The following is a 19,074-nucleotide window of genomic DNA, read 5'->3' as shown; positions in this document are numbered from 1 at the left end:
TTATTGGCTGTCCAGCTATTGCAAGTTTTTCACCTTGCCCTAACGCCCGTGGATTCCGCCGACCCAAATGCGAAAAAATGACGCAAACTTGATTTCCGCGCGCGAATTTGGCGCGGCGGTGAAAGGGCCCTTGTGCTAGAAACGGGCCATCCCAACCGGAGGGTTCGAGTTGGCAGAGCAGAGGTTGAAACCGCGCAGATGGGTGTTGCTGGTTGGAACGGCCGCTTTGGCCGTGGGGTTTGCGATGCGCGAGTACCGTCTGATCCCCGAGGAGTTTTCCGGCGGCAAGCTGAGCGTCGCGCAGGCGCAGGCCAGCGCCGTGTCCGGCGACGTTCTTCTGATCGACATCCGTACACCGCGGGAATGGCGGGCGACGGGTATCGGGCGGGGCGCGATCCCCTTGGATATGCGGCGCGACGATTTCGTGGCCGCACTCGACCGTCTGACCGGCGGCGACCGCAGCCGTCCGGTTGCCCTGATCTGCGCGCGCGGTGTCCGGTCGGCCCGGCTGAGCAACGCCCTGACCCGCGCCGGTTTTTCCAACATCATCGACGTCCCCGAGGGCATGTTGGGCTCGGCGGCCGGGCCGGGCTGGATCCGGGCCGGGTTGCCGGTCGACCCCTACGAGGTGCAATCGTGAGTGCCGTTGCCCGGTGGCTGTCGGTCTGGGCCGCGTTGCTTGCCGGACCGGCGCTGGCGGCCTGCGATGAGGTCGAAGGGGCGTGTGAAACCGCGCGGGGTACCTATCTGATCGAGGTCCCCGACCAGGACCATCCGCCCTTGGTAGTGTTCCTACATGGTTACGGCGGCAGCGCGTCGGGGACCCTCAGGAACCGCGGAATGGTCGAACCGCTGCTGGCGCGCGGATACGCGGTGATGGCACCCGACGGCGCGCTGCGCAACGGGCGCAAAAGCTGGAACTTCTATCCCGGTTGGGAGGGCCGCGACGAAGCCGCATTCCTGGCCGAAGTGGTCCGGGATGCCGTCCGCCGGTTTGACATCGACCCCGACCGCGTCATCCTTGGCGGGTTTTCGGGCGGCGGGTTCATGGTGAACTACCTGGCCTGCGCCAAGCCCGACGCGTTTTCGGCCTTTGTTCCGGTATCGGGCGGGTTCTGGCGCCCGCATCCCGACGGCTGCGCCGGGCCTGTCCGCCTGTTCCACACCCATGGCTGGACCGACAACGTGGTACCGCTCGAGGGGCGGGCGCTGGGTGGCGGCCGGTTCCTGCAGGGTGATATTTTTGCCGGTCTGGAAATCTGGCGGCAGGCCAATGGTTGCGCCGATAACCGCCCGGACGGGATTTCCACTACGGGGCCGTTCCTGCGCCGCAAATGGACCCGCTGCGCCGATGGCAGCGCGCTTGAATTCGCCCTGTTCCCCGGTGGCCACACTGTGCCCGCAGGCTGGGCCGACATGATGCTGGATTGGTACGAAGGCCTACCGGGCGGCTGATCATTCCGCCGCGGTCAGCGTTCGTTTGCCCTTGATCAGGCGCTTCAACTCGTTGCGGTGGGCACGGGCGGCGCGGCTGATCGCTGGTTCCTTGACATCCTCAGGCATCCGCAGCAACCGCCGCGCCCGGGCCGCCGAGACCCCGCTGAGCGCCGAGAGCGGCACCGCGAAGGTCAGGCTGACGGCGATCGGGGCCAGCCAGACCGAGACCAGCCCGGACAGGATGCCGACGCTCAGCGCCACGCCGATGACCGTTTCCAGCGCATGAAACAGGAGCAGCGTGCGCAGCCCGTATCGGCCACCCGCGCGCGCCTGGGGCGCCCAGCCCTTTTGCACCCCGAACATCGTGCGGAATACCGCGATCATCTGCTGGACCATCAGGATGGGGGCGAACAGGATCGACAGGATAACCTCGAACAGGAAGGACGCAAAGAAGCGCGCGGCGCCGCCGAAATCGGAATAACGGACACCGCTCAGCGGCAGGGCCAGCGCACCAAGGATCTTGGGCGTCAGCAGCATCGCGTACATCACTAGGATGATCAGCACGTGGCGTGTCTCGGTCATTTCCGGCCATTGCGGGAACAGAGGATTGTCGGGGCTGAAGTAATGCAGGACCGAGGCATCCTTGCCCTGGCCGATCAGCGCCCACATGAGAAGCAGAGCGAACCACAGGGGTGACATCAGATATCCGACGGCCCCGTGGAACAGGTGAAAACGCGATACGGCCTTGAAACCCGCCGACCCCAGCAGCCGCAGATGCTGCAGGTTGCCCTGGCACCAGCGACGGTCGCGTAGGGCATGGTCGATCAGGGTAGGGGGTGTTTCCTCGTAGGACCCGCGGATGCGGGGCAGGAACCGGACCCCCCATCCGGCCCGGCGCAGCAGGCCGGCCTCCACGAAATCGTGGCTCATGATCAATTGCTCGCGTCCGTTGAGAGCGCGCAGTTTTGGCAGGCCTGCGCAGGCCGCAAAGGCCTTGGTGCGGATGATCGCGTTGTGGCCCCAGTAATTGCCTTCTTGCCCGCACCAGCGGGCCAGCCCCTCGGCAAAGGCGATGCCATAGACGCCGTTGGCGAATTGCTGCATCCGGGCAAAGACCGACTGGGCGCCGATCAACTGCGGATAGCTTTGGATCAGCCCGGCGCCGGGGTCACGGGCCAATGCGTCGGTCAGCCGCGCAATGGCGCGCCCGGTCATCAGGCTGTCGGCATCCAGAACCAGCATCGCATCCCAGGCGCCGCCCCAGCGGCTGACCCAATCGGCGATGTTGCCCACCTTGCGGTCGGTGTTTTCGGCGCGGCGGCGGTAACACAGTTCGAGCCCCGGGGCCAGCGTGGTGCGCAGCGCCTCGACGCTGGCCTGTTCCTGGGCGGCGATATCGGGATCGCGCGTGTCAGACAGGATGAACATCGCATAGTGATGCTGACCGCCGCGCGCGCGCAGGTCTTCCAGCATCGTGCGCGCATTGCCCAGAACGTTCCACGGCACTTCGTTGTAGACCGGCATCAGCAGGGCCACGCGCAACGGCTGCGGCCGGGCCGCGCGCCGGGGCCGGTCTTGGCGGGACAAGGAAACCATTCCCAGCAGAACCGTACTGACGGTGAATGCGATCCAGAAGAAGTTGAACGAAATAAGCGTTAGCAGAATGGCCTCGACCAGGTTGATGCCCTCGGTGTCGAACCAGTCCACCAGAAACCACAACAGGGCCAGCGTCGCGCCCATGGCGGGGGAAAACGCCATTGCCCGCCACAGGCCCGCAGACCGGTCGCCGGGCCGTTCGGGCACTTTCGCGTCGCGAAACCCGGCGCGGAAGTCCTGCGCGGGCATCGGCAGGGGGGCCTCGGGCGGCATGATATGAAGATCGGGGCTCATGCGGTCCACCGGTAAAGCCAGACCTCGGAGGCCGGGGCCTCGCCCAGACGCAGCTGCGCCCGCAATTCGACATGGTCGCGGTCGCCCGGCTGGAAGGAAAATGCCAGCCGCAGCCCGCCGGTGTCGGGGTTGCGCTGCAGTACGCCATCCGACGTTTCCGCATGGGGTGACTGCACGAAGACGCTCAGCGCGTCGGGGTCTTCGAACAATTCGCTGGGCTCGAAGTCGATCACGGCCAGCCGGCCCTCGCCAAAGGTGTTCTCGCCCATGGCCGTGCGGATCACCCGGGGCATGGCCGTGCGCTGTGGCTGCTCGCCCCAAGTCAGGCGATAGGCCAGATCGACCTGCGTGCCCGCCGCCATCGGCTCGGCCGGGCGCCAATAGGCGACGATGTTGTCATAGATCTCCTGGTCTGCCGGAATTTCCACCAGCGTCACGGTGCCCTTGCCCCAATCGCCGATCGGTTCGACCCACAGACCCGGGCGTTTGTGGTATTGCGCCTCGAGATCGGCATAGTCGGAAAAGGCGCGCTTGCGCTGCATCAGGCCAAAGCCGCGCGGGTTCATGTCGACGAAAGATGAAATCTGCAGCCGCGTGGGGTTGGCCAGTGGCCGCCAGATCACTTCGCCGGCGCCATTGCGGATCATCAGCCCGTCGCTGTCATGCACGGCGGGGCGGAAATCGTCGAACCGGTTGTGGTTGGTCTGGTCGAACAGGAACATCGAGGTGCCCGGCGCGATGCCCACATGGGTCAGGTCGGTGCGCGGGAACAGGGTTGCCTCGACCTGCATCTGGCAGTCTTCTCCGGCGGTAATGTCAAACCGGTAGGCCCCGGCCACGCTGGGGCTGTCCATCAGCGCATGCACGATCATGTTGCGTTGGCCGGGCCTGGGCCGTTCCAGCCAGAACCGGATGAATTCGGGGAATTCTTCGCCCTCGGGGTCGCCGGTTTTCAGCGCCAAACCACGCGCCGACAGGCCATAGACCTCGTGCAGCCCGATGGCGCGGAAATAGCTGGCGCCTTGGAACACGCAGAACTCGTCGGTCTTGCCGGGGCGGTGCATCTCGGTGCGCAGACGGAACCCCGAGAAGCCAAGTGTGTCGCTGACAGGCAAGGGCGGAACGTCCTCGGCCCGGTCGAACATCTCGAGATCGAAGGGTACGGCCTCGACCCGGCCGCCCTCGACGGTCGAGATCTGGACCGGGCGGGGGAAGTACAGGCCGGGTGCAAAGAAATCCACGTTGAACGGGGTGTCGGACCCGAACCAAAGCCCGTGATCCAGCCGGAACCGGATCGACCGGTACTGCTCATAGGTCAGGTCCAGCCACTCTTGCGGAACCTGGGCGCGCGCCTGATAGGGGCGGCTGGCCAGGTCTCGGGCCATGGCGATTACATCGGCCCGGTCAAACGCAACGTCGCCGCCCGTGGCCCATGCGGCCCGGGCGAAGGCGAGCGCCGTTGTCGACGCCAGAAAGGAACGACGCGTAAGCTTCATGTCTTCGACTTCCACGGGTGTGATTTGAACCAAGCGGCCAGATAGGCAACGCCGATCAGCATTGCAAATCCAAAAAGATTGGCGGTCAGAACGGCGGCGAAATCCCGCCCGAATTCATCCAGGAAAACGCCGATAAGTCGTGCCACTGCCATGGAAAATACGAACACGGCAAGCGATTGCTGGCCGACTTTGGTGATCAGCTTCAGGACCACTTGCCAGATCCGCGCGTAGGCGCCGTGTCCCGTTGCGATCAGCCGGTGCCCATGGGTGCCCGCCGCGACCCAGCCCAGATATGCCAGCGACAGAAAGTGCACATAGCGGAACAGGCCGAAATCCGTCTTTTCGCGCAGTTCGGCCGTCAGCGGCCAGACCTTGCGGATTTCGGCCGCCAGGTCGGGGGCTGCGGCCTGAACCCACAGAAACACTTTCCATGATCCGAAGGGCGCAGACAGGACCAGAAACGCCACCGCCGCCCAGATCAGGGTCTTGGACACCGGGGGCGCCGGCAGCCAGCCGCGCATGAAGGCAAAGCCTGTGAAGAACAGAAGCTGCCAGCCGAACGGGTTGAAGAACCACTGCCGGTCCGACCACGGCTCGGCCGGCAGGGCCAACGCGCCGGTTTGCGCGACCAGCCAGATCGCGACCGAAACCAGCCCGACCGCCCAGACCCCGACCCGAGACAGCCCCATCAACAGCGGCATCATCGCCAGAACCACCAGGTACATGGGCAGGATGTCGAAATAGTTCGGAACATAGGTCAGCGTGAAAAGACCCACCATCTGCGGCGCCGGGTCGTTGAAGAAATGCTGCAGGTTCAGAGCGTTGACATAGCTTTTGTCGAAGGTACCCGACAGATCCAAGGCCGCCATGGACATGGCGACGAAGAAGAACAGGCAGATATGCGCCCAGTAGACCTGCCAGATGCGGAAGCTGACCCGCGCCGTGCCCATCCACCAGCCCTTGCGCAGGAACGCTCCGCCAAAGGCGATGGCCGAGGCCATGCCCGAACAGAAGACGAAAATCTCTGTGGCGTCGGAAAAGCCGAACCGCGCCGGAATCCAGCGCGACCACGGGTTGTTGGGAATATGTGCGATCAGGATGATGAACATCGCGATGCCGCGATAGAAATCCAGCCGCGGGTCCCGCGTCGCGGGGCGGGCTGCGGCGTGGGTTTCCACCGGGGCAAAATCAGAAACGGGCGATGCGGTCGCCATGCGGTCTCGGGTCCTTCTTGGTCTTGTCGTTATTCTGCAGGCACGCTTTGCGCATCCGACTGGTCGCGCGCGGCGTCGATCAGCGCACGCCGGGCTAGGGCATAATTGTCCTCGGCGCCTCCGCGCTTGGCCCGCCTGTCGTCCAGAATGCGCTCGACCGCGTCGAACCGCCCCGCGCGCAGGCCGGAATCGATGGTGATGCGTTCGAAGACGTCGCGTTGCGCGTGGCTGCCGCCCGCCAGCTGCATGCTGTCGCGCGCGGCCAGCAGGTGGTCAAAGGCGCGGGCATGGTCGCCCTCTCCGAACGCCTCGAGCCCCTTGGCAGCCGCTAGGCCGGGATCGGCCATGCGCCTTGCCGTGTCGGTCTCGGGGGTCTGGGCATCCTTGTGAATGCGCCCCAGCAACTTGGCCGTGGCATCGGCGCGGCTGTCTCCGGTAAGGGCCAGCAGATAGTGCAGATCGGCAAAGATCAGGCAACCGTCCTCGGTGCGCGCCGCGCTCAGATCGGCCAGTTCTTCCCACCTGCTGCCGACATCGACGCCTTCCAGTTCAAGCCGCGACAGCAGCGAAGTCGCGTTCGAGATGTCGCGGTAATCATCCGTCTTGTCCTTGCGGATCTCGTGATCGTAGAGCGCGATCACCTGATCGACCTGACCCAGATCCAGATGCATCAGCGCCTTGTGCCACCAGACGTGATAGCGGAAATTGTTGCAATGCGCCCAGGCTGCCTCGCGCCCCGCGAACCAGTCCAGGCCGGCCTTGGCGTTGCCAGTCATCTCGTGCACATGCGCCACCGCGTGCAGGCCCCAGGCATCGTCCGACACCATCCATAGCGCCTGCCGGCCCGCGATCTCGGCCTTGTCATAGTCGCCGGTTTCCTCGAGCGCGAAGGAATGGCAGCCCAGCAGATAGCCGCGGCCCGGATGATCGGGCGCATAGGCGGGCAGCACCCTCTCGATCGAGCGGCGCATGCCAGCCGCGTCGCCTAGAACGAACCGGGTGGCATGGCTGAGCTTCATGGCCAGCGCGTCCTCGGGGTGGGCGCGCAGGATGGTCTCGAACGTCTGGATCGCGCGCGACGGATGACCCGCCAGCCACTGATCCAGGGCGTCCAGATACAACGCCTCGCGCGGGGTGATCGGCTGGTGATCGGCGGCGGCGCGGGCGGTTGCGGCGGCCTCTTGGGCGACGGCCGTCATTTCGCGCCGGCCCAGCAGCACCATGAACAACCCCTTGACCGCATGGCCCAGCGCAAATTCCGGTTCCAGTTCCAGCACTCTGCCCAGATGCTGGGGTGTTACGGCCGCGTGGGCCAGGAAACCAAGCAGCACACCGTTCCACGCCTCGACCGCGATCGGGTCGGTCAGGGTGTTCATCTGTCCAAAAAGGTCTTGTTTCATGCTTGGGTCCAATCCGGCTGCGCAAAGTGACACCTCTGGGCTTAGCAGAGTGTTCGGGTGCGACGTACCAGTATCGGGCCTGCTCTCGAATTGGTGAAAGCCCGTGTGCGGCAAACGCGAAAAAATCCGCCTGTTCCGGCACATTTTCAGCAACTTGCCGCCGAAACGGGCCAGAGTGTTTCAGTTGCAGGCTGTGTTTGCCGCGCGATCACCCAGAGGTATCTCGCAAGGGACGGTCGGTTTGCCTTTCGGGGCCACAGTTGCCACAGTACGGCGCATAACATGGAGGTGCCCCGTGACAAACGACCTGACCCGCAAGGATTTTGCCGTTGCAATCTGCAAGCAGGCCGGTGAACTCGCCATGCGCTATTTTGCGGATCGCAGTGCGCTGGTCGTCGACCGGAAGGGCGCGCAGGACTGGGTCAGCGAGGCCGACCGGAATGTCGAGACCTTCATTCGCCAGAAAATCGCAGAGACATGGCCCGAGGATGGGGTGGTGGGCGAGGAACACGGCCGCACGCCGGGGACCAGCGGCTTTGACTGGGTGATCGACCCGATAGACGGCACAACGAATTTCGTCAATGGAATCCCGGTCTGGACGGTGGTTCTGGCCGGGGTCGCTGATGGGCGGACCCAGATCGGCGTGATCCATGATCCGAATGTGCACGAAACCTTTGCGGCCGCGCGCGGTGGCGGCGCCACGCTGAACGGAGCACCGATGCAGGTTGCTTCCGGCGTCGCGTTGAATTCGGGCACGGTGGCGGTTGGCTATTCGAACCGGATCGAGGCGCGCCATGTCGTGCCGATCGTGTCAGACCTGATTGCGCGCGGGGCGATGTTTCACCGCAATGCCAGTGGGGCCTTGTCTTTGGCCTATGTCGCGGCGGGGCGGTTGTTGGGCTATGTCGAAGAGCACATGAACGCCTGGGACTGCCTGGCGGGGCAACTGATGATCGCCGAGGCCGGTGGCTGTGTTGAAGATCAGGATGCCGATGCCATGATCCGCCAGGGCGGCCGCGTGATCGCGGGCACGCCCGACGTGTTCGACACCCTGCGCGAGATCGCCGAGCAGGCCTGGGCGGACTGACCGCTAGCCGATTGAGCGCCACCCGGTCCGAGGCCGCAAGGTAGCCAGATCCGCGCGCCAGAAATGTCCTTGGAAAGGTTGGTCGAATTGGCGGTCGATGGGCCGGTGCGACAAGGCACACCACAATAGCGTGCCGACGGCCCCATGGGTCACGACCGCAAGATCCGCCCCGTCATGCGTTGCGACAATCCGGGAAACGGCACCGAGCATCCGGGTCTGCGCGGCGCGAGCGGTTTCCCATCCGCAAAAGCTCTGGTCGGGCTGGGCAAAAAACGCGTCGGCCGCGCTTTCGAATACGGTGTGGGGCAAATATCCTGTGGCGCTGCGATCATTTTCGCCCAAGGCCGCGTTTTGTGCCACAGGCAAGGCGCGAGGCGCCGCAAGGATCGCAGCGGTTTCGCGGGCCTTTCTTTCGGTGCTGACCCATATATGTGAAACTTTGTCCATTTCGGGGCTGGCGGCGAATGCCTTGGCCCGGCGGCGGCCCAAGTCGCACAGAGGCCAGTCCACCACCAGGATGTCGGGGTCGACGACGACTTCGGGGTGCGTGATCACCAGCAGGTCGGGCATCTATGTCTCGGGCAGCAAGACCGGGCCTTTGTCGGCGAAGGCCATCCGCACCTGCGCGCCGGGGGCCAGCGGGGTGTCCACGTCTTCGTGCACCGCGAAGACCTGGCCGAAATTGCCGGTCAGCGTGTATTCCATCCGCACACCGACATAGGTTGCTTTGGCCACCGTGGCCGGAATTCCCCGCTCGGCCCCGATCACCAGCCGCGACGGGCGGACGGCGACGGTGCCCGGCCCTTGGGGCAGCCCGCGGGATGGCAGGCAATGGCGATAGCCTTCGATTTCGATCGTTGCGGTTTCGCCTTCGATGGCAACGATCTGACAGGCCAGCAGGTTGGCCTCGCCGATGAAATCGGCCACGAAGCGGTCGTTGGGGGCATCATAAAGCTGTCGGGGCGTTCCGATCTGGGCAATGGCGGCGTTGCGCATCACCACGATCTCGTCCGATACGGCCAGTGCCTCTTCCTGGTCATGGGTGACATAGACCACTGTCAGGCCGAGATCCTGCTGGATGGCGCGGATGTCCTCGCGCACCTGGCGGCGCAGCTTGGCATCCAGATTCGACAGCGGCTCGTCGAACAACAGTACTTGCGGTTCCAGAACCAGCGCACGCGCCACGGCGACCCGCTGCTGCTGACCGCCCGACAGTTCCGATGGCAACCGCGCGTCAAACCCCTTGAGGCCCACCAGATCCAGCCCCTGCAACGCGCGGCTGCGGGCCTCGTCCTTGCCGAAGCCCGAAAAGGTCAGGCCATACATGACGTTTTCCAGCACGCTCATGTGCGGGAACAGGGCATAGGACTGGAACACCATCGACACGTCGCGGTCGGTCGCCGGTAGCTTTGTCACGTCGCGGTCGCCGATAAGGATGCGGCCCGAACTGGCCATCTCGAGCCCCGCGATCATGCGCAGGGTCGTGGTCTTGCCGCAGCCCGACGGACCCAGCAACGTGACCAGCTTGCCCGCTTCGACATGCAGGTCGATGGCGTCGACGGCGACGACATCCTTTCCGAAAACCTTGGACACGCGTTCAAAGCGGACCGGGGCGGCCTTCGAGCCGATATGAGTGTCGGTCATGGCAATGTCTCCGTTTCGTGCACTGTGCGCCGCCCGATGCGGACCCGGCCCACCAGAAGTTGCAGCAGCCCGACCGCCGCAAGCATCACGAAGATCAGGGTCGTGGAATAGGCGATGGCCAGGCCGTAATCGTTGTTCTCGACCCGCCCGATGATATAGCTGGTGGCCATGTCATATTCGGCACTGACCAAGAAGATCACGGCCGAGATGGCGGTCATCGCGCGGACGAAGCTGTAGACCAGCGCAGCCAGGATCGCCGGCCGCAGCAGCGGCAGGATGACCCGCCGGAAGGTCTGCCAGGAATTCGCCCCCAGCGTCAGCGAGGATTCATCCAGGCTGCGGTCCAGCTGTGACATGCTGGCGATGCCGGCGCGCACACCCACCGGCATGTTGCGAAAGATGAAGCTGACCACCAGGATGACACCGGTTCCCGTGATCTCGATCGGGGGCACGTTAAACGCCAGAATATAGCTGACGCCGATCACCGTGCCGGGAATGGCAAAGGACAGCATGGTGCCGAATTCAAAGGCGTTCTTGCCCGCAAAATTCTGCCGGGTCAGAAGGTAGGCCGTCACCAGACCCACGGCGGCGGTCAGCGGGGCGGCGATGGCGGCGATGGTTATGGTGGTCCAGAAACTGTCCCAGGCGGCGCCGGTCCAGCGGATGCCTTCCGCGTCCAGCCGCACCGAGAAGGCGGTGACGTAGTGCTTGAAGGTCAGCGTGTTGTTGACCCCCCACAGCTCGACCACGCTGCCATAGACGATCATCGCATAGACGACCACCGTGAACAGCGCCCAGCCCAGCGCGATTACCGCTACCGGGATCGACAGGCCCGTGGGCATCAGCGGATGCACACCGGAATCGCCCTTGCCGGTCACGGTGGTATAGCTTTTCTTGCCCAGCCAGACGCGCTGGGCGTAGAAGGCCGACAGGGTAAAGAACAAAAGCACCATCGCCAGCACCGCCGCGCGGCCCTGATCGTACTGGGCGCCGACGATGGCAAAGAAGATCTCGGTCGACAGCACGTCGAAATTGCCGCCAAGAACCAGCGGGTTGCCGAAATCGGCCATGCTCTCGATGAAGCCCAGCAAAAAGGCGTTCGCGAGGCCCGGTCGCATCAAGGGCAGCGAGACGGTTCTGAAGGTCTGCCACCGGTTGGCCCGCAAGGTCTGTGCGGCCTCCTCCATCGAGGGCGAGACACCCTCGACCACGCCGATCAGCACCAGGAAGGCGATGGGCGTGAAGGCAAGGGTCTGTGCGATCAGGATGCCGGGCATCCCGTACAGCCAGCGCGTGGGCTGGGTGCCGAACAGATCGGCGACGAAGCGCGTTATCGATCCGGACAGGCCGAACAGCAGGATCAGCGCCAGTCCGATCACGAAGGGCGGGGTGATGATAGGCAGCACCGTCAGGGCGCGCAGCGCTCGTTTGTAGCGAAAGCCCGACCGGGTGACGACCAGCGCGAAACACAGGCCCAACGCGGTGGTGAGCAGCCCGACCAGAACCGCCAGCACCAGCGAATTCCAGGCCGCACCGCATTTCGCGCCCCACAGGCACCCCAGCCCCCACAGCCGGTCGTCGAAGAATTTCGAGAAGAAGACCGCCACCGAATAGGCCCCGTCCTCGGTCACGAAGGCGGCAAACAGCATTCTGGCGATCGGGAAGAAGACAAAGGCGGTGACGATGGTGATGACGCCGCCGATGGCGCTGACGACGAACACGTCTCCGTTCACGGCGCCGCGCGCAGCGATCCCCTGGGTCAGCAAAAAAAGAAAGCTCGAGGCGCAGATCATCGCGCCATAGCCCATGCCGAACTGCCGGTCGCCCAGCTCTCCGAACAGGGCGGTCAGCCAGTCGAAGTAGAAACCGCGGATGCCGATGCCGAACCCCTGCGCGATCAGCCAGGCAAAGCCGAACGCCCCCGATAGGATCAGGATGCGGGCGTGCAGCGGGTCGGATTTCGGCCGGCCCAGCGCCAGCAGTGGCAAGGCGAGCGCAAGGACCATCGGCGCCAGCCAAAGCTTCTTGCCCTGTGCAATCAGAAAGGCCGCAGGGGCATAGTCGTCGTCAAACGGATAGCCATCGACCAGCCAGTGGAACGACCAGAAGCCGTCCTCGACCATGTACCACGGCAGCAGCCAATAGCCGACCCACCCGGCGGCGATCCAGAAGGTCAGCACCGAATGGGCCGTTTTTGTGGTGGAACGCGTCATTTACTGCGGCAGAACCGAAACCTCTTCGTCCCATTTCTGCAGCAGGCGTTTGCGTTCGTCGGACGAGCCGTATTTCTTGAAATCATAGTCGATCAGCTTGATCTGGCTCATGTCCGGCGCGCTGTCCGAGGTCTTGGCCGCCTTGTTCGACGGTACTTGGAAAGCGTTGACCTCGAGCGCCAGGTTCTGCGCCTCAGCGCTCAAGGCCCAGTCATAGAATTTCTTGGCTTCTTCGACGTTGCGGGCGCCGTCGATGATCGACATCGACCCGATCTCATAGCCGGTGCCTTCGCACGGGGCGACCACCTGGATGGGAAAGCCCGCCACGGCTTGTTTTACCGCGTCATGCATGAAGACGATCCCGATGGTCGTCTCGCCACGGGCCGCCGCCTTGATCGGGGCCGAGCCCGATTTGGTGTATTGATTGATGTTCTTGTGCAGGCCCTTCATGAAGTCGAACCCTTCGTCCTCGCCGAAGATCTGCACCATCGAGGCCAGCGTCGTGTAGGCGGTCCCCGACGAGTTCGGGTTCGCCATCTGGATATGGCCCTTGTATTCGGGCTTGAGCAGATCCTTCCAGCAGGACGGCTCGGCCAGGTTGTTGGCTGCCAGCAACTCGGTGTTGTAGCCATAGCCCAGCGCGCCCGAATAGATGCCGATCGTCCGGTTTTCGGCACTTTCGGCCTGCGCGAGCGCCCAGTCATGCAGCTGGTCGCGCATGGGCGAGAGATACTCCATCGTCAGGCCCTCTTCTGCGGCCTGCAAGTGCGGATCACCCGTACCGCCCCACCACACGTCGCCCTTGGGGTTGGACGCCTCGGCGCGGATCTGGGCAAAGGTCTCGCCCGAGGATTTGCGGGTCATGTTGACATCGATGCCGGTGGCGTCCTCGAAGCTGCGCGCCATCAACTGGCACCAGTCTTCCTGCGCCGAGCAGTACAGGGTCAGCTTGTCCGCGTAGGAGGCCGAGACCGAGGTGGTCAGGGCCACGAGTGAACCTGCGAATGTCAGTGTGAGTCGTTTCATGTCTTTCCTCCCAGTTGCATGTCGGTGGCCGGGTTGGCCGCCTCGTACTCGTCCTCACACGGTCTTGCGCCGCTTTGTTTCAGTCAGTTTCCTTCAGGATGCGCCTCCGATCTTGCGGGGGCGGGCCAGTCGGCTGCCCAGCAGATCACCGGTTTCCTCGGCGATCGGATAGGCCACGAAGGCGAGGGCCGCGTTCACCTGCTTGAGCAGGCGCAGTGTTTCCTGATGGATGTTCGTGGTTTCAATGCTGGCCGCCGCGCCGTTCTGCAGACGTTTCAGGTGCCGTTCCTGCAGGTTCTGTTCCTCGATCCGGATCCGGTCCTTCTCGGCCACCAACTGACGAGCGGCCTCGGCGTCGCCGGTTGTCAGAACGCTTAGCGCCAACTGGCCGTTCGTAACGACCTGATCGTGGAAATGTTCGATGTCGGCCAACCCTTCCTTGGAAAAGGTCAACGCTTCGTCGGCCAGTTTTTGCGCCACCGCCACCAGGTTGACCGCGAGCCGGTCGGCGGCCTCTTCCAGGTTGTTGGCCGTGGCCACAATGCCCAGCGATTTCTTTTCCTGCTCCGGCGTCAGGTCGTTTTCGCGCATGCGCGAGATGTAGATCTTGATGGCGAAGTGCATCCGGTCGACCTCGTCCTCGCGCAGCTGGATCACCCGGGCCAGTTCCGGATTCCAGTTCCGAAACAGTTGAACCACCGGCACAAGCATGGCCTGCACCGTTTCTGCCATACGCAGCAGCTCGCGCTGTGCGCAGGCCATTGCCAGGGGCGGGTGGTCGAGGGCGCCGGGATCCAGCGCCGAAACGCTTTCGGTGGTTGACGCCGCGTGGCGCGGCAGAAACCTGTCGACCAATGCAACCAGAGGTTCGGTCAGCGGCAGTGCGACCACCAGAAGGATGGCGTTCAGCAGGATATGCAGCAGGACAACCTGCTGGCCCGGCGCAGCAGTGAGCATGTCCATGTTCAGTATCCCGGCCAGCAGCAGTGTCAGGGCAACCAGCGTCAGACCCGCACGTGCCACGAGGTTCGACAGAACCACCAGCCTGGCCGGGCGCTCGTGTCCCCACAGCAGGGCTACCGGAATCACCGCTCCGCCCAGATTGGCCCCGATCACCAGTGCGGCCGCGACCGGGGCGGCGATCAGTCCCGATGCAGTGAAGGTTGCGAACGTCAGTACCGAGGCCAGGCTGGAATGCATCACCCAGGCCAGCAATGCGCCGATCACATAGGCGCTGAGCAGATCGTTCTCAAAATAGGCGGCAATGCTCTGGACGATCGGGTTGGCCCCGATCGACGCGGTGGCCTCGCGGATCATGCCAAGCGACAGCAGCACCAGGGCAAATCCGATCACGATGCGGCCGACCTGTTTGGTCTTGCGGCGCTGCGCCTTCAAGAAGGTGACCACGCCCGCAAGTAAGGCAAAGGGTATCACCGCCTCGACCGGCAGGAACAGAACCTGCGTCATCAAGGCCGAGCCCAACTCGGCCCCCAGAATCAAGGCCAGAGCCGATTGCGCCGCCAACATCCCCGATACGGCGAATCCTGCGCCGATCAGGGCCACCGCAGTCGCGCTTTGCATCAGCATGGCCGTCAGGCTGCCGCCAAGTGCGGCCGACAGCTTGCGTTCGGACAAGGTTTTCAGCCCACGCTTCAGTTCCGGCAGAAAGGCGCGTTCGATGCCCGTTCGGATCAGCCGGACTGACCACAACAGCAGCGCCACCGCCGCCGCGAGATGTGTGGCAAGTACGATCATGTGGAAGTCGCCCGCTTCAGTCTTTGGTGGCGCATTGTTGACCAACCGCGTTTGTATTCTCGAAGTTTGGCAAGTGTCACCACCGATTTGAGGGTTTTGCAACAAAATATTTGCAAAAATGCTGGAAAGCCCACAGTTTTGCCTTGTTGACCGGGCCGGAGTTAAAGATGTCAAACACCAAGGCAAAACAGAAAGACGCCAGGAAGGGAAAGGACCGGCTGAAGAAATCAGACCGGCGGCGCCAGATCCTGCTCGAGCTGAAATTGCGGCCGCATGTCCGGATCAGCGATTTGGCCCGCAGCTTCAACGTCTCGACCGAGACCGTCCGGCGGGATTTTGACGCCCTCGCCAAGGATGGCCTGCTGGCGCGCGCGCATGGCGGGGCCTCGACCGCGTCGCAAGGCCATTACCCCAGCCTTGACGAGCGTACGGCCGCCCGCGCCGCCGAGCGTACGCGTATCGGGGAAACGGCGGCTGAGCTGGTGCAGGAGGGCGACACGGTAATGATCGACTCCGGGTCAACAACGATTCAACTGGCCCGCGCTCTGGCGTTGCAGGGGCGGTCTTGTACGGTGATAACGAACTCGATTCCGGTCGCCGCAGCGCTGGGTGACAGCGCGGCCGACGTGATCCTCTGTCCGGGGGAATTCCTGCCGGCTGAATCGGCCGTGATCGGCGCCGATACGCTCGAGTATCTCTCGCGGTTCAATGTCGATCGCTGCCTGATCGGCGCGACGGGCCTGACCGACGAGGGGGTGTCAGAGGCGATCAGCGGCTTTGCGGCGATCAAGAGGACGATGCTGCAGCGCGCGGCCAACAGGCACCTGCTGATCGATGCGCAGAAATTCGGCTGCAAGGGTTTGGTCCGCGCCGGCGCGCTGGCCGATTTGGACAGCGTCGTGGTCGATACCGCGCCGACGGGGCCGCTGCGCGCGGCGCTCGACGCTGCAAACGTGGAAATCGTGTTGGCGGACTTTGGCTGAAACCGGCAAGCTCTGGTCCAAGAAGGGCCGCACAGAGCCGCGCCAAACTTCCGTTGTCCAACTTTGCGCCCAGTTCAGTGTGATCGTCGGGGCGATGGCCCCACATATGCCCGATCAAGGCAGTTCCTGGTCATGCCTCGAACGGGTCGTCCGCGTCCAGGACGGCTTGGGTATCCGCCCCAAAGGTCGGAGGTGCCGTTCGATAGGTCACGGGCGTGCGGGACAGCTTCAGCGGGTTTCCGATCAGATTGACGGGGGCGGAGCCGGCCTGCATGTTGATCTGCATCTGCCGCGCGGCCACCTGGTCCGAGGCAAAGACCTGATCCAGTGTCTGAACCGGGCCGACCGGCACTTTCAGCGCCTCGAGGCCATCGATGATGGCCTTGGTGTCCAGCCGCTGCAGCGCGGGCCGCAGAACCGCGTTCAGGGCATCGCGGTGTTCCAGCCGGGCCGGGTTGGTGGCGAACCGCGCATCGTCGGGTAGGTGATCGAGGTTCAGAAAGCCGCAGAAGCGCCGGAACTGGCTGTCATTTCCCACGGCCAGAATGACGTGGCCGTCGGCGGATTCATAAACATCGTAGGGCACGATGTTGGGGTGCCCATTGCCGCGCCGCTGTGGAACCTGGCCCGAGGTCAGATAATTCACGCCCTCGTTGATCAGCCATGCGATCTGGCTGTCGACCAGCGCGATGTCGATCTGCTGGCCTTCGCCGGTCTGATCCCGGTGGCGCAGCGCCGCCAGAATGCCAACGGTCGCGTACATGCCGCACATTACGTCGGCGATGCCCACGCCCACTTTCATAGGGGCTCCGTCCGGTTCGCCCGTCAGCGACATGATCCCGCCATAGCCCTGTGCCATCAGGTCATAGCCAGGCTTGGCCGCGTTCGGGCCGGTCTGGCCGTAGCCCGAGATCGAACAGTAGATCAGCCCCGGAAAGTCGCGCGAGAGGGTTTCATGGTCCAGCCCGTATTTGGCCAGCCCGCCGGGTTTGAAGTTTTCTATGAAGATGTCGGCATGGGAAGCCAGCCGCCGGATCTGTTCCTGCCCCTCTGGCGTGGCGATATCGATGGCGACGGACTTCTTGTTGCGGTTCGCGGCCATGAAATAGGCGCTCAGATCGGTCGGGTTGCCATCCGCATCGGTGACATAGGGCGGCCCCCACTGGCGGGTGTCGTCGCCCCCGGTGGCCGGATTTTCCACCTTGATCACGCTAGCGCCTAGATCGCCCAGCAGTTGCGTACAGGTCGGGCCGGCCAGAATGCGCGACAGATCCAGAACCTTGACGCCCTTCAGCGGTCCGTCAGATGCGGCCATCATAGCCTCCGCGGTCGATCTCGGCGGCGATCACGGTGAACGTGTCGGCGGCCATCGCGGCCTTCAGCGCCGCCCGCAGTTCGGCGCGGTTGCGTACGGTGTGGCCGTTTCCGCCGAACGCCCGGCCCATCGCGGCATAGTCATGCCGGTCGAAATCGACGCCCCGGTTGCCCATCTGGCGCTGGCGTTGTTTCAATTCGATCAGTGCCAGGCTGGCATCGACAAAGACCAGAAAGATCGGGTTTCCGCCCATTTCTGCGGCGGTCGACAACTCACCGGCCACCATCAGGAAACCGGCATCGCCGGAAAAACTGATCACCGGTCGGTCTGGTTCGGCCAGTTTCAAGCCGATCGCCATTGGAACGGCGCAACCCATCGTGCACAGCGCCGACGACTGGATCAGGCCGCGCGCTTCGGAGCATTGCCACATCTGGCTAAGGAGGATGCGGTGCGCGCCGCTGTCGGCGGTGGCCAGTGTTTCGGGGGGCAGGGTGTCGCGGGCCTCGGCGATCACGGCGGCGGGGCCCCAGTCGTCATCGGTCGGAAAGGCCGCAGCCAATGCGGCCTTGACCTGCGCCGGTTGGCCTTGGGGCCAAGTCGGTCGTGCAGGGTTGCCCTTGGCGATCGCCTCAAGCGTGGCGCCGGTATCGGCCACCAGGTTCAGCCCCGCCTGGTGCATGTAGTGGTCATTCGCCACGGCCGAGATGTCGATCACGCGTTTCTCGTCCGGGTCCCAGATCTCGCGCCAACCTGGGCGCATTTCGATCGGGTCGTAGCCCAGACACAGGATCAGGTCGGCCTGTTCGACCAGCGGCACAAGGAGCGCGTCGGCCAGGGGCGACAGGCCCGCACCGCCCAGGCACAGCGAGTGATCCTCGGGCACCACGCCCTTGGCCTTGTAGGTCGTGACGAACGGGATGCCGAAATGTTCCAGAAACGCCCGCACAACGCTGCGCGAGTCGTCATACAGCACGTCCAGCCCGATGATCGCCAGCGGACGCTCGGCCTCGGCCACCCAGCGGCGGGCCTTCTCGAGGCATGTCCCCTCGGGCGCGACGCGGGCGGCCCGGGTCAGCCGTCGGCGTTTGGTGACCGACACCCGGGTATCGGCGACGGAAATCGGCACGTCGATATGCACCGGTCCCGGTCGAGGCTGCGTGGCCAGCGACACGGCCTTGTCGGCGATGATGTCGGCGCCCTTGGCCGTCAGGGTGAACGTACCCTTGGTGATCGAGCGATAGACCTGCGCGTGATCCATGACCTGATGGGTATAGGTCAGCGCCTCGTCGGCATCGACGCAGCCGGTCAGCACGATCATCGGCACCCGATCCTGCAGCGCGTTGGCCACGACATTGATGCCGTTCATTGCCCCCGGCCCCAGAGTCGCCACCAGAATCGCTGGCGCGCCGTCGCGGTGGTGCACCGCCTCGGCCATGAAACCAGCGGAGTTTTCGTGCTTGGTCAGGTGAAAGGTGATCCCGGCCTGTTCCAGTGCATCGACCAGTGTCAACACCTCGCCTCCGGGCATGCCGAAGGCGTGGCGGCACCCGGCCTCGTACAGCCGTTGCGCCAGAAGGTCCGCAGCGCGGGGGGACAGGTCCTGCATCGAACAAG

Annotated in this window: 15 protein-coding genes; 4 read left to right on the top strand and 11 right to left on the bottom strand. The window is 64.3% G+C overall.

The window, feature by feature from the left end; translation table 11 throughout:
* The first annotated feature begins 205 nt into the window (after positions 1 to 205).
* Positions 206 to 640 (top strand): rhodanese-like domain-containing protein, encoded by a 435-nt coding sequence (locus AC2FMM_RS09030; protein WP_496680153.1) that lies wholly within the window; start codon positions 206 to 208, stop codon positions 638 to 640.
* The gene (locus AC2FMM_RS09025; RefSeq protein WP_496680155.1) at positions 637 to 1,455 is read left to right on the top strand and encodes a CE1 family esterase; all 819 of its coding nucleotides are present in this window, start codon (positions 637 to 639) and stop codon (positions 1,453 to 1,455) included. Before AC2FMM_RS09030 ends, AC2FMM_RS09025 begins: the two co-directional genes overlap by 4 nt.
* On the opposite strand, the gene mdoH is transcribed toward AC2FMM_RS09025, so the two are convergent.
* The 4 genes from mdoH to AC2FMM_RS09005 are packed head-to-tail and all read right to left on the bottom strand — an operon-like array spanning position 1,456 to position 7,437.
* Positions 1,456 to 3,327 (bottom strand): glucans biosynthesis glucosyltransferase MdoH, encoded by a 1,872-nt coding sequence (gene mdoH / locus AC2FMM_RS09020; RefSeq protein WP_496796370.1) that lies wholly within the window; start codon positions 3,325 to 3,327, stop codon positions 1,456 to 1,458.
* Positions 3,324 to 4,823, bottom strand: a complete 1,500-nt coding sequence (locus tag AC2FMM_RS09015) for an OpgD/OpgG family glucan biosynthesis protein (RefSeq protein WP_496796369.1) — start codon at positions 4,821 to 4,823, stop codon at positions 3,324 to 3,326. Before AC2FMM_RS09015 ends, mdoH begins: the two co-directional genes overlap by 4 nt.
* A complete protein-coding gene (locus AC2FMM_RS09010; protein WP_496687401.1) occupies positions 4,820 to 6,037 on the bottom strand; it encodes an OpgC family protein in 1,218 nt (405 codons plus the stop codon). The genes AC2FMM_RS09015 and AC2FMM_RS09010 overlap by 4 nt, the downstream gene beginning before the upstream one ends.
* A gap of 29 nt (positions 6,038 to 6,066) precedes the next feature.
* Positions 6,067 to 7,437 (bottom strand): tetratricopeptide repeat protein, encoded by a 1,371-nt coding sequence (locus tag AC2FMM_RS09005; protein ID WP_496796368.1) that lies wholly within the window; start codon positions 7,435 to 7,437, stop codon positions 6,067 to 6,069.
* Positions 7,438 to 7,732: 295 nt separating this feature from the next.
* Between AC2FMM_RS09005 and AC2FMM_RS09000 the strand changes: the two genes are divergently transcribed.
* On the top strand, positions 7,733 to 8,524 hold the full coding sequence (locus tag AC2FMM_RS09000; RefSeq protein ID WP_496687404.1) for an inositol monophosphatase family protein: 792 nt from the start codon (positions 7,733 to 7,735) through the stop codon (positions 8,522 to 8,524).
* Positions 8,525 to 8,527: 3 nt separating this feature from the next.
* Here AC2FMM_RS09000 and AC2FMM_RS08995 read toward each other — a convergent pair whose 3' ends face one another.
* From AC2FMM_RS08995 to AC2FMM_RS08975, 5 genes are all read right to left on the bottom strand, one after another.
* On the bottom strand, positions 8,528 to 9,094 hold the full coding sequence (locus AC2FMM_RS08995; RefSeq protein WP_496680165.1) for a histidine phosphatase family protein: 567 nt from the start codon (positions 9,092 to 9,094) through the stop codon (positions 8,528 to 8,530).
* A complete protein-coding gene (locus tag AC2FMM_RS08990) occupies positions 9,095 to 10,168 on the bottom strand; it encodes an ABC transporter ATP-binding protein (RefSeq protein ID WP_496796367.1) in 1,074 nt (357 codons plus the stop codon).
* Entirely contained in the window at positions 10,165 to 12,381 is a 2,217-nt protein-coding gene (locus AC2FMM_RS08985) for an ABC transporter permease (RefSeq protein ID WP_496796366.1), read from the bottom strand. Before AC2FMM_RS08985 ends, AC2FMM_RS08990 begins: the two co-directional genes overlap by 4 nt.
* Positions 12,382 to 13,407, bottom strand: coding sequence for an ABC transporter substrate-binding protein (locus tag AC2FMM_RS08980; protein WP_496796365.1), 1,026 nt, complete (start codon positions 13,405 to 13,407; stop codon positions 12,382 to 12,384).
* Between the two features lie 93 nt (positions 13,408 to 13,500).
* Positions 13,501 to 15,162: a Na/Pi cotransporter family protein gene (locus AC2FMM_RS08975; RefSeq protein ID WP_496796364.1), complete on the bottom strand. Its 1,662-nt coding sequence runs from the start codon at positions 15,160 to 15,162 to the stop codon at positions 13,501 to 13,503.
* A gap of 167 nt (positions 15,163 to 15,329) precedes the next feature.
* Here AC2FMM_RS08975 and AC2FMM_RS08970 point away from each other — a divergent pair, with 167 nt between their 5' ends.
* Positions 15,330 to 16,145: a DeoR/GlpR family DNA-binding transcription regulator gene (locus AC2FMM_RS08970; protein WP_496796363.1), complete on the top strand. Its 816-nt coding sequence runs from the start codon at positions 15,330 to 15,332 to the stop codon at positions 16,143 to 16,145.
* Between the two features lie 130 nt (positions 16,146 to 16,275).
* On the opposite strand, the gene AC2FMM_RS08965 is transcribed toward AC2FMM_RS08970, so the two are convergent.
* Both AC2FMM_RS08965 and AC2FMM_RS08960 read right to left on the bottom strand, forming a co-directional pair.
* Positions 16,276 to 17,460, bottom strand: a complete 1,185-nt coding sequence (locus tag AC2FMM_RS08965) for a CaiB/BaiF CoA transferase family protein (RefSeq protein WP_496796362.1) — start codon at positions 17,458 to 17,460, stop codon at positions 16,276 to 16,278.
* On the bottom strand, positions 17,447 to 19,066 hold the full coding sequence (locus AC2FMM_RS08960) for a thiamine pyrophosphate-binding protein (RefSeq protein ID WP_496796361.1): 1,620 nt from the start codon (positions 19,064 to 19,066) through the stop codon (positions 17,447 to 17,449). Before AC2FMM_RS08960 ends, AC2FMM_RS08965 begins: the two co-directional genes overlap by 14 nt.
* Between the last annotated feature and the right edge of the window lie 8 nt (positions 19,067 to 19,074).

This window comes from Ruegeria sp. BHSC043 (genome assembly GCF_059612985.1).
Note: the sequence above shows the minus strand (reverse complement) of the source record. Positions and strands in the feature narration are given on the sequence as shown.

Bases quoted from the DNA above. Each gene is read 5' to 3' on its own strand.
- AC2FMM_RS08995 (WP_496680165.1), bottom strand. From the start codon at position 9,094: ATGCCCGACCTGCTGGTGATCACGCACCCCGAAGTCGTCGTCGACCCC.
- AC2FMM_RS08990 (WP_496796367.1), bottom strand. From the start codon at position 10,168: ATGACCGACACTCATATCGGCTCGAAGGCCGCCCCGGTCCGCTTTGAA.
- AC2FMM_RS08965 (WP_496796362.1), bottom strand. From the start codon at position 17,460: ATGGCCGCATCTGACGGACCGCTGAAGGGCGTCAAGGTTCTGGATCTG.
- mdoH (WP_496796370.1), bottom strand. From the start codon at position 3,327: ATGAGCCCCGATCTTCATATCATGCCGCCCGAGGCCCCCCTGCCGATG.
- AC2FMM_RS08960 (WP_496796361.1), bottom strand. From the start codon at position 19,066: ATGCAGGACCTGTCCCCCCGCGCTGCGGACCTTCTGGCGCAACGGCTG.
- AC2FMM_RS09010 (WP_496687401.1), bottom strand. From the start codon at position 6,037: ATGGCGACCGCATCGCCCGTTTCTGATTTTGCCCCGGTGGAAACCCAC.
- AC2FMM_RS08985 (WP_496796366.1), bottom strand. From the start codon at position 12,381: ATGACGCGTTCCACCACAAAAACGGCCCATTCGGTGCTGACCTTCTGG.
- AC2FMM_RS09015 (WP_496796369.1), bottom strand. From the start codon at position 4,823: ATGAAGCTTACGCGTCGTTCCTTTCTGGCGTCGACAACGGCGCTCGCC.
- AC2FMM_RS08970 (WP_496796363.1), top strand. From the start codon at position 15,330: ATGTCAAACACCAAGGCAAAACAGAAAGACGCCAGGAAGGGAAAGGAC.
- AC2FMM_RS09005 (WP_496796368.1), bottom strand. From the start codon at position 7,437: ATGAAACAAGACCTTTTTGGACAGATGAACACCCTGACCGACCCGATC.
- AC2FMM_RS08980 (WP_496796365.1), bottom strand. From the start codon at position 13,407: ATGAAACGACTCACACTGACATTCGCAGGTTCACTCGTGGCCCTGACC.
- AC2FMM_RS08975 (WP_496796364.1), bottom strand. From the start codon at position 15,162: ATGATCGTACTTGCCACACATCTCGCGGCGGCGGTGGCGCTGCTGTTG.